The sequence below is a fragment of the Saccharopolyspora indica genome (genome assembly GCF_027853965.1).
Taxonomy (GTDB): Bacteria; Actinomycetota; Actinomycetes; order Mycobacteriales; family Pseudonocardiaceae; genus Saccharopolyspora; species Saccharopolyspora indica.
Genome location: NZ_JAQGLB010000001.1, coordinates 410,700 through 425,636 on the forward strand (window position 1 = coordinate 410,700; position 14,937 = coordinate 425,636).

The window sequence follows — 14,937 nt, forward strand, 5'->3', positions numbered from 1 at the left end:
ACATGTCCCGGCAGAGCATGATCATCATCGGTGGTGGGCTGGGCGGCCTGTCCACCGGGTGCTACGCCCAGATGAACGGCTACCGCAGCCGGATCTTCGAGATGCACGAGATCCCCGGCGGGTGCTGCACCGCCTGGGACAAGGGCGACTTCACCTTCGACTGCTGCGTGAGCTGGCTGCTCGGCAACGGCCCGGGCAACGAGATGCACCAGATCTGGCTGGAGCTCGGCGCCCTGCAGGGCAAGCAGATGCGTCACTTCGACGTGTTCAACATCGTGCGCGCCCGGGACGGCAGGGCCGTCTACTTCTACTCCGACCCGGACCGGCTGCAGGCGCACCTGATGGAGATCTCCCCGTCCGACGCCCGGCTGATCCGGGACTTCTGCAACGGGTTGCGCCGGTTCCGCAAGCTGCTGTCGGTGTACCCGTTCCTCAAGCCGGTCGGCCTGATGGGCACCTTCGAGCGCTGGCGGATGCTGGCCTCGTTCGCGCCGTACTTCAACCTCATCCGCAAGTCGATCGGCACGCTGATGACGGACTACTCGGCCAGGTTCCGCGATCCGCTGCTGCGCGAGGCGTTCAACTTCATCCTCTACGAGAAGCACGCGGCGTTCCCGGTGCTGCCGTTCTACTTCCAGCTCGCCGCGCACGCGAACGGCTCCGCCGGGGTCCCGGAGGGCGGCTCGCTCGGGCTGGCGGAGTCGATCGAGCGCCGCTACCGCCGCCTCGGCGGTCAGATCGACTACAACGCGAAGGTCGAGGAGGTGCTGGTCGAGGACGACCGCGCGGTCGGCGTGCGGCTCAGCGACGGCCGCGAGTTCCGCGCCGACGTCGTGGTGTCGGCCTGCGACGGGCACACCACGACGATGAAGCTGCTCCGCGGCCGCTACCTCACCGACACCCACCGCGAGCTCTACACCAGCACGATCGACGAGCCCGGCAACATCTTCCCCGGGTACTTCGCGCTGTTCCTGGGCCTGGACCGGCCGTTCCCGGACGGCGAACCGTGCACCACGCACCTGCTCGACGAGGAGGTGGCCGCGCAGCTGACCGGCATCCGCCACCCCAGCATCAACGTCCAGTTCCGCAGCTCGCACTACCCGGAGCTGGCGCCGGCGGGCAAGACGATCGTCTACGCGACCTACTTCTGCGACATCGCGCCGTGGCGCGAGCTGGCCACCGGGCCGGAGCAGGCGACCCGGATCCGCAAGGGCGAGCCCCGGCACACCCTCTCGGTGCGGCGCGGCGTCGACTACTACGCCGCCAAGCGCCGGGTCAAGGACGTGATCGTGGACTTCCTCGACGGCCGCTACCCGGGGCTGAAGGACTCCGTCGTCGTCCGGGACATCTCCACGCCGCTGACCCAGGTCCGCTACACCGGCAACTACAACGGCACGGTGCTGGGCTGGCAGCCGTTCGTCGACGGCGGCGAGACGATGGAGAAGGTGATCAAGAAGCACGGGCCGCGGCTGCCGGGCCTGGAGAACTTCTACCTCTCCGGGGTGTGGGCGACCACGGGCGGCCTGATCCGGGCCGCCGCGGCGGGCAGGCAGGTGATGCAGTTCGTCTGCCGCGACGACGGCAAGGAGTTCACCGCCAGCATCGACGACAGCGCTCCGGAACCGACCCACCTGGTGATCCCGGTGGGTTCGGGGTCAGCCCGGACCGGTGATCTCCACCAGAGCGAAGCACTGATGTGATGCTGCGCCCCGGTGGGGCGCAGCACCGCACCAACGGTTCACCAGGCGATCGGCAGGGAGTTCAGGCCGTGGGTCAGGTGACCGGAGCGGAACTCCGGCTCGGCGGCCAGCTTCAGCCCGGGGAACCGGGCGAGCAGGATGGGCAGCGCGATCCGCAGCTGCAGGCGGGCCAGCGGCGCGCCGATGCAGTGGTGCGGGCCGTGCCCGAACGCGACGTGCCGGGACGGGGGACGGGTGATGTTGAGCTCGTCCGGTCGCGTGACGAAGTCCGGGTCCCGGTTGGCCGCGGGGAACGAGCACGTCACCAGATCACCCGCGTTGATCACGTGCCCGGCGATCTCCACCTGCCGGGTGGCCACCTTCGTCGTGCTGACGTGCGCGATCGTCAGCCACCGCAGCAGCTCCTCGATCGCCGTGTCGATGAGCTCGGGATCCCGCCGCAGCCGGTCGAGCTGATCGGGGTGCCGCAGCAGCGCGAGCGTGCCCAGCGACAGCATGTCGGAGGTGGTTTCGTGCCCGACCAGCAGGAGCAGGCTGACCATGCCGACGATCTCGGCGTCGCTGAGCTCGTCACCGTGCTCGAGCGTCATCCGCCCCAGCAGGCCGTCCCCCGGATCGGTCCGGTTGCGGACGGCGAGCTGGGCGAGGTACGCCTGCGATTCGGCGTGCAGCGCCTTGCGCTCCTCGTCGGAGAAGGAGGTGTTGAGGAATCCGTTGGTGTACCGGAGGAAGTCCTCCCGGTCTTCGACGGGGACGCCGAGCAGCTCGCAGATGACCAGCGAGGGCACCGGGATCGAGAACGAGGTGACGAGGTCCCCGGGTGATCCGGAGCGTTCGAGGGCGTCGAGGTGGTCGTTGACGATCCCGGTGATGCGCGGCTCCAGCCGGAGCAGCCTGCGGGGGGTGAACTCCGATGCGACCGTCCGCCGCAGCCTGGTGTGCTCGGGTGGATCGACGACGAGCACGTTGCCGGGCTGGAGCATCGTCGACCCCTTGCCGGGTTCCGCGGAACCGGGCGGGACGTTGCTGAAGCTCTCCCAGTCGGAGAGCACTCGCCGGACGTCGGCGTAGCGGGTCACCAGCCAGGTGTCCATGCCGAACGGGCTGGTGCTGCGCACGATGCCGTCGTTCTGCTGAATCGCATTCAGTTCTGGTACCGGGTCGAATCCGTTGCGCCGCATGTGGATCGGGATCTCCCGAGACCGTTGCATCACGCCTCCTCGTTGCGCTGCCGGGATGTCACGGCGAACATAGCGAACGCCGGGCGCACCGGCATCTACAGTGGACACTTCCGGGTAGATCTCGGCGCGATCGTTGAACATCCGCGGCGGAGCCGGTACGGCGAAACGGGCCACCGCGGTCGCGCGGTGGCCCGTTGCCGGTTCCGGCCGGCTCTTCTCAGGAGATTCCCGCCGTGCTGCGGGAGGTGCGGAGTCGGAGGCTGTTGGTGGCGACGAAGATGCTGCTGAAGGCCATGGCGGCCCCGGTGATCACGGCGTGCCCGTCGACGATGCCCTGAACGCCGAGTCCTTCGACGTTGATGAAGCCTTCGACCGCGGGCAGCTCGCCGATGCGTTGCTGGCCGCCGCGTCCGGGGACTCGGGATTCCGAATGATGACGGGGGTCACCGGCCCTCGGGTGAATACCCCCCTGCACGTATGGCCCTCCTGGTGTGCGAGGTGATCTGCAATCCGTAGTTCAGAGAGGTTGATGATTTCAGTGTTAATCGAAAAAATTGGCTGAAGCGCGAAAGGCCCTTGATCCACTCCGGAAACCGGGTCAGACTTCGGCTCGTGCCGACGACAGCCGACCTCGAGCAGCTGCTGCGCGAGGCTGAACTGCGCGTGACCCGCCCGCGGGTCGCAGTGCTGTCGGCGGTGCACGCCCACCCGCACGCGGACACCGAGTCGATCATCGGTGCGGTGCGGGAGGTGCTCCCGAAGGTGTCCCACCAAGCCGTCTACGACGTGCTGCGGGCGCTGACCGCCGCCGGCCTGCTGCGCCGCATCCAGCCGATGGGCTCGCTGGCCCGCTACGAGGCGCGGGTGGGGGACAACCACCACCACCTCGCGTGCCGGTCCTGCGGAGTGGTCGCCGACGTCGACTGCGCCGTGGGCGCCGCGCCCTGCCTGACCGCCTCCGATGCCCGGGGCTTCACGATCGACGAAGCCGAGGTCATCTACTGGGGCCTGTGCGCGGACTGCTCTCCCGGCACCGCGTAGTCCCGCGGTTCTGCTCCGGTTGAGGTGCGGGCGGTGCACCCGGCGTCCATCCTGGGGCGACCTCTTCGGCCAGCTCCTTGCGATGGAGGAGATCGGCATGTCCGCGACGATGATCGCGCTGTTCGGCGGCACCGGCCCCGAGTGGGAGGTCCGGGAGATCCCGGTGCCCGAGGCCGGGCCCGGTCAGGTGCTGGTGCGCGTGCGCGCGGCGGCGCTGAACAACGCCGACGCCCCGGTGCTGGCCGCCGCCGATCCGACCTCCGGTGGCACGGGCGAGCCGTACCAGGCCGGGTACGAGTTCGCCGGTGAGGTCTTCGCCGTCGGTGCGGGCGTCACCGGCGTCGTGGTGGGGGAGCGGGTGATGGGCACCCAGCCGCGCAGCTTCGCCCAGTACGTCCGCGCGGATCACCGGCACGTGCTGCGCATTCCCGGCACCGCCGGGTACGAGGAGGCCGCTTCGCTGCCGACCGGTCTGCTCACCGAGCACGGCGCGCTGCGCCTGGGCGCCTTCCGGGCCGGGCAGTCGGTGCTGATCACCGGTGCCACGTCGGCGATCGGGCTGCTCGGCGTGCAGATCGCCAAGGTGCTCGGTGCCTCGACGGTCGTGGGCACCACCCGGACGGCGTCGAAGGAGGCGCTGCTGGCCAGCGCGGGAGCGGACGTGGTCGTCGTGGGCCCGGGCGACGAGCTGACCGACGAGGTGCTGACGGCCACCGGTGGCGAGGGCGTGGACGTGGTGCTCGACCACGTGGGCGGACGGCTCTTCGCGGCCTGCTTGCCCGCCACCCGGGTCGACGGGCACCTGGTCAACATCGGCCGCCTGGACCGGGCGGAATCCACGATCAACCTGGACCACCTGTCCTACCGGCACCTGCACCTGCGCGGCGTCTCGTTCGGCTTCGGCCGCCCCGCCGAGCTGGGCGACGTGCTCGCCGGGCTCGTGCCGGAAGTGCTGCCCGCGGTGGCCGAGGGCCGGATCAGGCCGGTCGTCGACGAGGTCTTCCCGCTGGCGGGAGCCGCGGCGGCCCTCGACCGGCTGCGCACCGGCGAGGCGCTCGGCAAGATCGTGCTGGCGATGCCCTGAGCGCGCTGTCCGCCCAGCGTCCACCGACCGGCCCGGAGTGCGGGTTCGGCCCCGGGCGGGTGACGCGCGTCAGTAGTCTGGCCGATCGTGGACCGACCGACGTTGCCCGAGCACCTGCGACTGCTGCTGTCCGACGAACCCGTGCTGGACGTGTACGCCCACGGCCCGTGGCGGGTTCCGGACGGGTTGTACGAGGAGATCTGGGAGCGCGCGGAGGAGCTCAACCGGGATCCGGCCGCCGAGCGGCTGGCGGTGGAGCTGCCGGAGTTCTACGCCGAGGGGACCACGGTCGTCGGCGCCGAGCTGTGGTGCCTGCTGGAGTTCCTGCTCGGCACCGTGGCGGTGCGCGGCGGCAACGCCGCCGATGTGCAGTGCGAGACGCTGAGCGGGTTCGTGGCCCAGCCGTGGACGCCGGTGCGCAGCTGGTCGTGGAGCGCGCACGCGGCGGTGTTCCGGCTGCCCGCGGAGTGGCTGCTGACCGGGGCCGGCGACGACCCGGAGCTGCGGGAGGCGGCGTTCGACCTGGCCCGCCGCTGCCTGGACGTCTTCGCCGGGCTCGAACCCGTCGAGTCGCGCAGGCAGGCGCTGATCGCCCTGCACGACCTGCGCGCCGCCGATCCGGCGCTGGCCAAGCAGGACCTGCTCGCCCCGGTCGAGGCGCTGCGGGAGGCGTGGGCGGAGCGGGCGGACGAATCGGTGCTGGCGGCGCTGCCCGAGCTCGCCGGCCCGGCCGCCTACCTGGACTGGGCGTGCTCGGGGTTCCTGGCCGCGCACCAGCGGTTGCTGGAGCGGGTGCCGAGCGCGGTGGGCCCCGGCCCGGTGCCCGACGTCGGTCCCGGCATGGAGCACGAGGCCGTGCTGGCGCACCTGATGCTGCACGCGGATCTGGCGGAGGTGCCGGTGGAGCTGGCGCTGACCACCGGGCGCCCGGTGTTCGAGACCGTGCAGAGCATGTTCGCCGGTTACCGGGCGACCTTCAACGCCGACCGGTGGCACGGTCAGGTGCTGGCGTGGCTCGGGCGCGCGGTGCTGGCCGGTGAGGTGGACGTCTGCCGCGCCTGGCTCGACATGGCGATGCGGATCAGCGGCGTGGTGCAGGGGCTGCCGCACGGCGTGGTGACGCCGAACTGCGGTGTCCTGGTCCGCGACTTCCAGCAGCAGCTGCGGGTTCTCGCCCAGCCGCGCCGGGTCCGCAACCCGCTGGCGGCGAAGCTGGCCACCGGCGAGGACCTGCCGACGGCGCAGGAGGATCCGGCCGCCGAGCTGGTGGGGCAGCCGGAGCTGGCGGCGGCGCTGCGCACCGAGCTGGCCGGTGCCCAGGACGGCCGGCCGGTGCGAATGCTGCTGACCGGCCCGGAGAGCACCGGCCGCGGCACCGCGGTCCGGTTGCTGCGCGGCGCGCTGCTCAACGCCGGTGCGCAGCGGCAGGAGATGTGGGTGTCCGAGGCGGAGTTCGCCAGTCTGGACGTCAGCAACGCCGTCGTGCACCTGCAGCAGAAGACCTACGCCCTCGGCTCCCGGGATCTGCTGGTGCTGCACGGGCTCGACCGGCTGGCGGGCCTGGAGTGGTCCGGGGCGGCGTTGCTGGAGGAGCTGCGGCGGCTGCTGACCCGGGTGCCGGACCTGCACGTCGTCGCGGTGAGCCGGACCGGGGGAGCCGACCGGGTGGGCGAGGTGAATCCCGCGCTGCTGCAGCAGTTCCGGGTCGCCGCCACCCGGGCGTTCACGGAGGACGAACGCGTGGAGCTGTTCCGGCGCGCGGTGGCCCGGCGGGAAGCGGTGGTGGCCGACGACGCCGCCCGGGAGGGCGCGCGGCTGGCCGCGGCCGGGCAGCAGAACCTGCGCGGGGCGCGCCTGGTCGAGCACCTGGCCGAACGCGGCGTCGAAGCGGCCCGGGCCCGCAACAGCGGCCGCCCGCTGGAGGTGCTGCGCCGGGACCTGCCGGAGTCGCCGGTGCGCGGTGCGGATTTCGCCGACTGCGTCGGCCTGGAGTCGGTCCGCCGCGAGCTGGACCAGGTGCTGGCCGAGGTGCGGGCCGCGGAGCTGCGCCGGGAGGCCGGGATGCCGGAGGTGATCCGCCCGCGGCACCTGGTGTTCACCGGTTCGGCCGGGACCGGGAAGACGACCGCGGCCGGGATCCTGGGCCGGATGTGCGCCGATCTCGGCGTGCTGTCCTCGGGCCATCTGGTGGTGGTCGACTGCGCGGACCTGGCCGGGCGGCACCTGGCGGAGGCGGCCATCGGCGTGCAGCGCGCGATCGACCAGGCCTCGGGCGGGGTGCTGTGCATCGAGGACGCGGGCACGCTCGCCCGCCCGGGCATCGACCTCGACCACTCCCGCAACCGGGGTGTGATCGATGCGCTGCTGGCCGGTCTCCAGGCGCGACCGGACGACCTGCTGGTGGTGCTGTGCGGTCCGGACGCGGCGGTGAACGGGCTGCTCAAGGCGACTCCGGAGCTGGCGGTCCGCTTCCCGAAGGTGGTGCGCTTCCCGGACCTGACCGACGAGCAGGTCGTGGAGCTGTTCGAGCGCAAGGCCGCCGAAGCGGGCTTCACCGCGGCGCCCGGCGTGCGGCCGAAGGTGGCCCGGCTGGTCCGCGCCGCCCGCCGCACCGCGGCGATGACCAACGGACGCCTGGCGGTGCACCTGCTGGAGCGCACGATCTCCGCGCAGTCCCGGCGGATCCTGACCGGCCGGAAACCGCGCGCGGTGCACCGGATCGTGGCCGCCGACGTCCCGGACACCTCGGTGGACCGGGTGCGCACCGACCTCCCGGAGGACCCGCTGGCGCTGATCGACGACCTGGTCGGCCTGGAGTCGGTCAAGCGCGAGGTGCGGCTGCTGGTGGCGGAGGCCGAGGCGGACCGGCTGCGCCGCGGCGCCGGGCTGGCGCTGGGCTCGCGCATGCGGCACCTGGTGTTCACCGGCAACCCGGGCACGGCCAAGACGACGGTGGCCAGGCTGGTCGCGGCGGTGTACGCCAAGCTCGGCCTGCTGTCCTCCGGGCACCTGGTGGAGGTCTCGCACGCCGACCTGATCGCCCAGTACATCGGTCAGACCGCGCCGAAGGTCCGCGCCGCGGTGGACAGCGCGCTGGGCGGTGTCCTGTTCATCGACGAGGCCTACGCGCTGACCCCGCCGGACGGCAGGCAGTCCTACGGCCCGGAGGCGATCGCCGAGCTGCTGCGGCTGATGGAGGAGCACCGCGACGACCTGGTGGTGATCGCGGCGGGCTACGAGAGCCGGATGGTGGAGTTCCTGCGCACCAACCCGGGCCTGGCCTCCCGCTTCCCCTCCGTGGTGCACTTCCCGGACTACGCCGAGTCCGAACTCGTCGCGATCTTCGAGCGGATGGCGGGCAGCGCCGGGTTCGCCCTGGCCGACGGCGTCGGCGCGGAGGTCCGCGGCATCCTGCGCGCGGCCAAGCGCGACGAGTCCTTCGGCAACGGCCGCGTGGTGCGCAACCTGCTGGACCGGGCGATCGCCTTGCAGGGCGAGCGGATCACCGCCACCGAGCAGGACCCGGCGGAGGTCCGCCTGCTGCGCCCAGCCGACTTGGCCGGTGTGCGGGTCAGCCAGCTGGCCACCGGGGGCGATGCCTTCGGCCAGTACCTGTGAGCTGGTCGTACCTGAGGCCGGGCGCCCGCAGTCCAGGCGGGCGCTGAGGTTCCGCCACTTGCACCGCTACGCAGAACGAGCCTGGAATCTCATTGTTGGTAGAGGGCGCTGCCCTTGACGTACTCCTCGTAGGGGATGGTCCAGTCGGGGATGTCGCCGTCGGCGGTGGTCAGCGGGCGGTCCGAGCCGACGATCTCCACCGGGTCGCCGATCTGCACGAAGTCGAAGAACCACTTGCCGTTGTCCGGGGAGAGGTTCACGCAGCCGTGCGAGACGTTGGACTCGCCCTGCGCCCACACGGTGGCCGGGTTGACGTGGACGAACTCGCCGTTGTTGGAGATGCGCACCGCGTAGGGCAGGACCTCGTCGTAGTAGCCGGGTTCGCCCTTCTGCGGCCCGCCCCAGGTGTCCGAGCGCATCCGGGTGGAGGTGTGCTTCTCGAAGGCCACGTGCACGCCGTACTGGGTGGGGTAGACGCTGCGGCCGTAGGAGGCGGGCAGCTGCTTGATCTCCTGGCCGTCCTGGAAGACGGTGAGGGTGTGGCTGTTGACGTCGCCGACGGCGCGCTGGTCCCGTCCGATGCGGAACTCGGCCTCGTGGTCGGCGGTGCCCATCACCCCGCCGCCGGCGTCCACCCCGTAGAGCCGCGCGCGGACCCGGACGGTGGTGCCGGGCTGCCAGTAGTCCTTGGGACGCCAGTTGACCTGCTCGTCGCTCATCCAGTGGAACGAGCCCTCCGTCGGCACCGACGGTTCGACCGACAGGCGGCGCTCGACGGCGGCGCGGTCGGTCACCGGCTTGCTGAAGTAGATCGAGACCGGCATGGCGATGCCGACCTCGTCGCCCGCGGCGGGCCGGGTCCGGTCCACGGTGATCTCGTCGACCGGGGTGGCGGTGGTGAACGTCGAGCTGGTGGGCGGTGCCGGGATGCGCTCGGCGTCCTGGGCGCTGGCCCGCACCCGGTAGGTCTTGCTGAACTCCAGCGGCGCGGTGCTGCTCCACCGCCGGCCGCCGTCGGTCAGCTCGCCCGGCACGGCGGTTCCGCCGTCCGCGGTGACGGTGACCGAGGTGAGCACGCCGCGGTGGGCGGTGACCACCAGCGGATCGCTGGGCCCGACCTGCGCGGCCCCGTCGGGCACCGAGGTGGTCACCGAGGCGGCTGAGACCTTCGGGGCCGGTTCCGTGCACGAGGTCAGGGCGCACGCGAGCGCGGTCCCGACGATGAGTGGCCACCCCTTCGCGACCTGCATCCCGACCCCCGAACCTCGACGCTGCGGCTCCACGTCCTGACAACTGTCGGTGTCCGATCGGCACATCTCAACACGATCATGCCGCTGCGGGCCGTGCGGCCGGGTGGGCCCGGCGGAACTCCGATTCGCATCGCCATCGTGCCTGGTCGGACGTTTTCCCAGGTCAATATGGGTGGCGTAACTCTGGCGCAATGTTGCCCGGGTAGCGTGCGCGATCGTGGACGAGAGGGCAGGCAGGCGAATCCCGGCCGGGTGGAGCTCGGCGCGGCCGCGCGCCGAGCGGGCGCGGCAGGTGGCCGACGTGCTGCGGTACCAGATCACGGCGGGACGCTTCGCCGACGGCGTGCTGCCCGGCGAGCGGCAGCTGGGCGAGCAGTTCGGCGCTTCGCGCAACGCGGTGCGCGAGGCGCTGGCGCTGCTGCGGCGGGAAGGCGTCATCACGCGGCAGCGCGGAGGGGGGACCCGGGTCGTGCTGCCGAAGTACGGCCACGGGCTGGACCGGCTGGCCGGGCTGGCCGAGGCGATGACCGGGTACGGCACGATCACCAACGAGGTCCGCTCCGCCCGGGCCGTCGCCGAGCTGCCGGTGCCGATCGCCGAGCGGCTCGGGGTGGCGCCGTCGGCGGGCGGGGTGCACCTGGAGCGGTTGCGGTGGCTGGACGGTCTGCCGCTGTCGCTGGACACCACCTACCTCACCGCCGACATCGGCCACCGCCTGCTGGACTGCGACCTCGCCGGCCGCGACGTGTTCACCCTGATCGAGGAGACCACCGGAGGGCGGCTGGGGTCCGCGGAGGTGGCGGTGCACGCGGTCAACGCCGACCCGGACACCGCAGCGCTGCTCGGAATTCCCGACCACTCAGCGGTTTTCGCGTTGGAGCGGCTGACCCGCACCGCCGACGGGCGGCCGGTGGACGTCGAGTCGATCCGGATCCGCGCCGACCGCATGGCGTTGACCGCCACGCTGCACCGCGGCCGGAATTCACCTGCGGAGGAAAGGGATTGATGTCGATGATTCGGAGATCTCCCTCGGTGCCAACGCGTTCCGGTGCGATGTGATGGCGGAGTTGACGGTCCCGACGCTGGTCCTGCTCGGGCTGTTCGGGCTCGCCGGCGGCGTGGGCATCACCGCCGTGGGGCCCGGCGGGGTGCTGCCCACGATCGGCCTGTTCGCCCTGACCGGCCTGTCCCCGGCCGAGGTCGCCGGAACCGCCATCGTCACCCACGTCGCGACCGGCGTGCTGGCCACCGCCGCCTACACCCGATCGGGGCACCTGCGGGAGCCGGAGACCCGGCGCACCGCGCTGATCCTCGCGGCCACGGCTCTGGTGGGCACCCCGCTCGGCGTGCTGATCAACACCGGGGTGTCCGAGCGGATCTTCGGGCTGGTGCTCGGGATCTTCGTGGCGCTGGTGGCCGCGCTGGTCTGCTACCGCGAGTGGCGCCGTCCCGCGGGCACCCGCGCGCACCCGCCCGCGATGCTGATCGCGGGCCTGGGGTTCGCGGTGTCGGTCGCGGCGGGCATCGTCGGCATCGGCGGGCCGATGCTCACCGTCCCGCTGCTGGTGGCCCTGGGCGTGCCGGTGCTGGAGTCGCTGGCGTCGGCCCAGGCGCAGTCGATCGTCATCGCCGGTGCGGGCACCATCGGTTACCTGGCGGCGGAATCGATCAACTGGCCGCTGGCCGCGCTGGTCGGGATTCCCGAGCTCGCCGGTGTGCTGCTGGGCTGGAAGATCGCCCGTGCCCTGCCCGCGCGCGGTCTGAAGTACGGGCTCGTCATCACCCTGCTCGCGCTGGCGCCCTACCTCGCCCTGCACGGTGCGTGACCGGAAATCGGTTGCGCGGTGAAACGCGCATTCGGTTAGCAGTGATTCGGTGTTCGTTCAAGGAGTTGCCGAGAAGAAGCTGTCGTTTTCTTCTCGGGCGAGAAAGCTTCGACCGCGGCAGGCGGGCGAGACAATTCCGCGAAACGGAAGTTCAACAAAATGTTGACGTGAGTTGGATTCCGGACGTAGCTTGCTCCTGCCCGACAGCGCAGAAACGCCTGCGGCGCCGAGCTCTTCACCGGGGAGGAGGCATCGGAACCGGCCCACGCGGCCGGTTCACGCCGGGTAACGGCCGTCCCGCCGCGTCGGACACCACGCGACGGCGGGAGGGGTGGTGGATCGATCGGTGCCGCCGCCCCCGCGACCGACGCTAACAGTCCGGCCCCCGTCCGCGGCGGACCGGGGCATCCGTTTTCAAAAGGGGAACTGGGCATGGCAATCAATTCGCAGGGGACGAATCCGGCCCCGGCGGCCTGCCATCCGGTTGACGAGAAGCTGCCGGCCAAGCAGCTGATCCCGGCCGCCTTCCAGCACGTCGGCGCGATGTACGCCGGTGTGGTGGCGCCACCGCTGATCATCGGCCCGGCCTGCGGGCTGGACCAAAGCGACCAGATCGTGCTGATCTCGGTGAGCCTGCTGGTGGCGGGGCTGGCGACGCTGCTGCAGACGCTGGGCGCCGGGCGGTTCGCCGGCAACCGGCTGCCGTTCGTCAACGCCAGTTCCTCGGCCGGGCTGGCCTCCCTGCTGACGGTGGCGCACTCCGCGCCGGAGGGCCACCGCATCCAGACCGTGCTCGGCGCGGTCCTGGTCGGCGGGCTGTTCTGCCTGGCGGTCGGCCCGTTCTTCGGGCGCCTGATGCGCTTCTTCCCGCACCTGGTCACCGGCGTGGTGATCACGCTGATCGGCGTATCGCTGATGACCGTGCCCGTCGCCTGGGTGCAGGGCGGTGAAGGCGCGCCCGACTTCGGTTCGGCGGCCAACCTCGGCCTCGCGCTGTTCACGCTGGTGGTCATCATCGTGCTGCAGCGGGTCCTGCGCGGCTTCCTCAAGCAGATCGCGCTGATCCTGGGCCTGGTCGCGGGCACCCTGGCCGCCGCGCCCTTCGGCATGCTCGACACCAGCACCTTCGCGCAGACCTCGCTGTTCTCGCTGCCGATGCCGCTGCACTTCGGCCCGCCGGAGTTCCACCCGGCGGCCATCCTCGCGGTGTGCATCGTGATCCTGGTGGCGATGACCGAGAGCTCGGCCGGGATGCTGGCCATCGGCGAGATCTGCGACCGGGAGGTCGAGAAGCAGGTGGTCACCCGCGGCCTGCGGGTGGACGGCATCGCCACCACCGTCGGCTCGCTGTTCGGCGGCCTGCCCACCAGCGCCTTCGCCCAGAACGTCGGCGTGGTGTCGCTGACCGGGGTGCGCAGCCGGTTCGTCGTCGCCGTCGCGGGCGGTGTGATGGCGCTGCTCGGGCTGTTCCCGGTGCTGGGCGGCGTCGTCTCGCTGGTGCCGTACCCGGTGCTGGGCGGTGCCGGGCTGATGCTGTTCGGCAGCATCGCCGCCAGCGGCATCCGCACCCTCTCGCGCGCCCACCTGGAGCAGGGCCACAACATGTTCGTCGTCTCGGTCTCGCTGGCGGTCGGGTTGATCCCGCTGGCCGCGCCGACCATCTACCAGCAGTTCCCGCAGTGGTTCCAGACGGTGTTCGGCACCGGCATCGTCGCGGGAGCGGTGGTGGCCGTGCTGCTCAACATGATCTTCAACAGCCCGCTGCGGCCACCGGTCCCGCACCCGGCCGCACCCGCCAACGGCGGCTAGGCCGCTGGTCCCGCGGGAGGAACCGGTTCTGAGCCGTTGTCGTGATCCAGAACGCCTGTTCGGCCGATAGCTGCCGGGATACGCTTCCTCCCGCTGGGAGACGTGGCGTTGGGGAGATGAGTGGTGGCGGCGGTACCGCAGGAAGAGCAGGTCCAGGGGGTCGGCGATGCCGAGCTGATCGACGCCGTGCGCGGCGGCAACAGCGCGGCGTACGGGATCCTCTACGAGCGCCACGTGGGCGCGGCGCACGCGATGGCCAGGCAGGTCACCAAATCGCAGGCCGAGGCCGACGACGTCGTCTCCGAGGCGTTCGCCAAGGTGCTGGGCCTGCTGCGGGACGGCCGGGGCCCGACCGACGCCTTCCGCGCCTACCTGCTGACCGCCGTGCGCCACGGCGCCTACGACCGCGCGAACAAGGCGAAGCGGACGCAGACCGTCGACGACGTGGAGACGGTGCCCAACATCGACATCAGCCAGCCGTTCCGCGACGTGGCGGTGGAGAACGAGGAGCGGTCGCTGATCGCGGAGGCCTTCCGCAGGCTGCCGGAGCGGTGGCAGATGGTGCTCTGGCACGTGGAGATCGAGGGCGAGTCGCCGTCGAAGGTCGCGCCGATGCTGGGCATGACGGCCAACGGCGTGTCCGCGCTGGCCTACCGGGCGCGCGAGGGGCTCAAGCAGCAGTACCTCCAGGTGCACCTGATGAAGATGGCCGCCGAGCCCGACGCCTGCCGCTCGGCGATCGACCGGCTGGGCGCGTGGACCCGCGAAGGCCTGTCCAAGCGCGAGACGGCGCAGGTCAACAAGCACCTGGACGACTGCGACCGCTGCGCGGCGATCGCGGCCGAGCTGATGGAGATCAACGGGGCGCTGAAGGTGTTCATCGCGCCGATCGTGCTCGGCGGGACCGCGACGGCGACCGGCTACCTGGCCGCGTCGGGCAGCGGCCTGGTCGGCGCGGGCGTGATCGGGGCGGTGCGCTCGAACCCGCGCAAGAGCGCGGCGGCTGGCGGCGCGGTGCTGGCCGCGCTCGCCGCGCTGGGCATCGCGCTGGCCGCGAACCAGACCGACCCGCCGCCGCTGGCCGCCGCGCCCGTCGAACCGGAAACCCCGGAGCAGCAGCAGGTTCCGGCCCGGAACCCGCAGCCACCGGCGGTGGCGCCACCGGTGGCCCCGCCGCCCGCGGCGCCGCCGGAACCCGCACCGGACCCGGTTCCCGAGCCGCCGGTGGAGGAGAACACCCCGCTGCTCCCGCTGCCGCTGGTCCCGCCGGGCGGGCAGCACGTCGCCGACGTGCGCGCGGAGCTGTCCCTGCCGCTGTTCCGGCAGGTGGGCGCGGTGGTCGAGCTCGACGTCGACCGCGACCAGGTCCGGCTGGAGGCCGACGTGAACGCGGGGCAGCCGCGCTAGCGGCCACCGGGACCGGTGCGG

Annotated in this window: 11 protein-coding genes; 8 read left to right on the top strand and 3 right to left on the bottom strand. The window is 71.9% G+C overall.

Annotated features, from left to right (window positions below; genetic code table 11):
- Positions 1-2 precede the first annotated feature (2 nt).
- A complete protein-coding gene (locus OU416_RS01820) occupies positions 3-1,700 on the top strand; it encodes a phytoene desaturase family protein (RefSeq protein ID WP_270925005.1) in 1,698 nt (565 codons plus the stop codon).
- A gap of 38 nt (positions 1,701-1,738) precedes the next feature.
- Here the strand turns inward: OU416_RS01820 and OU416_RS01825 are convergent, their stop codons facing one another.
- Positions 1,739-2,911 (bottom strand): cytochrome P450, encoded by a 1,173-nt coding sequence (locus OU416_RS01825; RefSeq protein ID WP_270925006.1) that lies wholly within the window; start codon positions 2,909-2,911, stop codon positions 1,739-1,741.
- A 187-nt stretch (positions 2,912-3,098) separates the two neighbouring features.
- A complete protein-coding gene (locus tag OU416_RS01830; protein WP_372907276.1) occupies positions 3,099-3,356 on the bottom strand; it encodes a hypothetical protein in 258 nt (85 codons plus the stop codon).
- A 137-nt stretch (positions 3,357-3,493) separates the two neighbouring features.
- Here OU416_RS01830 and OU416_RS01835 point away from each other — a divergent pair, with 137 nt between their 5' ends.
- From OU416_RS01835 to OU416_RS01845, 3 genes are all read left to right on the top strand, one after another.
- On the top strand, positions 3,494-3,922 hold the full coding sequence (locus OU416_RS01835; RefSeq protein WP_270925007.1) for a Fur family transcriptional regulator: 429 nt from the start codon (positions 3,494-3,496) through the stop codon (positions 3,920-3,922).
- A 97-nt stretch (positions 3,923-4,019) separates the two neighbouring features.
- On the top strand, positions 4,020-5,006 hold the full coding sequence (locus OU416_RS01840) for a quinone oxidoreductase family protein (RefSeq protein ID WP_270925008.1): 987 nt from the start codon (positions 4,020-4,022) through the stop codon (positions 5,004-5,006).
- An 87-nt stretch (positions 5,007-5,093) separates the two neighbouring features.
- Positions 5,094-8,624, top strand: coding sequence for an AAA family ATPase (locus tag OU416_RS01845; RefSeq protein ID WP_270925009.1), 3,531 nt, complete (start codon positions 5,094-5,096; stop codon positions 8,622-8,624).
- Positions 8,625-8,713: 89 nt separating this feature from the next.
- On the opposite strand, the gene OU416_RS01850 is transcribed toward OU416_RS01845, so the two are convergent.
- Positions 8,714-9,874: a L,D-transpeptidase gene (locus tag OU416_RS01850; protein WP_270925010.1), complete on the bottom strand. Its 1,161-nt coding sequence runs from the start codon at positions 9,872-9,874 to the stop codon at positions 8,714-8,716.
- 217 nt (positions 9,875-10,091) lie between these two features.
- Between OU416_RS01850 and OU416_RS01855 the strand changes: the two genes are divergently transcribed.
- The 4 genes from OU416_RS01855 to OU416_RS01870 all read left to right on the top strand — a co-directional run bounded on the left by OU416_RS01855 (position 10,092) and on the right by OU416_RS01870 (position 14,916).
- A complete protein-coding gene (locus tag OU416_RS01855) occupies positions 10,092-10,880 on the top strand; it encodes a GntR family transcriptional regulator (RefSeq protein ID WP_270925011.1) in 789 nt (262 codons plus the stop codon).
- A 52-nt stretch (positions 10,881-10,932) separates the two neighbouring features.
- The gene (locus OU416_RS01860; RefSeq protein WP_270925012.1) at positions 10,933-11,700 is read left to right on the top strand and encodes a sulfite exporter TauE/SafE family protein; all 768 of its coding nucleotides are present in this window, start codon (positions 10,933-10,935) and stop codon (positions 11,698-11,700) included.
- A gap of 432 nt (positions 11,701-12,132) precedes the next feature.
- Complete coding sequence (locus OU416_RS01865) at positions 12,133-13,509, top strand: nucleobase:cation symporter-2 family protein (protein ID WP_270925013.1); 1,377 nt, start codon at positions 12,133-12,135, stop codon at positions 13,507-13,509.
- 123 nt (positions 13,510-13,632) lie between these two features.
- Positions 13,633-14,916, top strand: a complete 1,284-nt coding sequence (locus OU416_RS01870; RefSeq protein ID WP_270925014.1) for a sigma-70 family RNA polymerase sigma factor — start codon at positions 13,633-13,635, stop codon at positions 14,914-14,916.
- Positions 14,917-14,937 lie beyond the last annotated feature (21 nt).

Bases quoted from the DNA above. Each gene is read 5' to 3' on its own strand.
- OU416_RS01820 (WP_270925005.1), top strand. From the start codon at position 3: ATGTCCCGGCAGAGCATGATCATCATCGGTGGTGGGCTGGGCGGCCTG.
- OU416_RS01825 (WP_270925006.1), bottom strand. From the start codon at position 2,911: ATGCAACGGTCTCGGGAGATCCCGATCCACATGCGGCGCAACGGATTC.
- OU416_RS01840 (WP_270925008.1), top strand. From the start codon at position 4,020: ATGTCCGCGACGATGATCGCGCTGTTCGGCGGCACCGGCCCCGAGTGG.
- OU416_RS01850 (WP_270925010.1), bottom strand. From the start codon at position 9,874: ATGCAGGTCGCGAAGGGGTGGCCACTCATCGTCGGGACCGCGCTCGCG.
- OU416_RS01860 (WP_270925012.1), top strand. From the start codon at position 10,933: ATGGCGGAGTTGACGGTCCCGACGCTGGTCCTGCTCGGGCTGTTCGGG.
- OU416_RS01865 (WP_270925013.1), top strand. From the start codon at position 12,133: ATGGCAATCAATTCGCAGGGGACGAATCCGGCCCCGGCGGCCTGCCAT.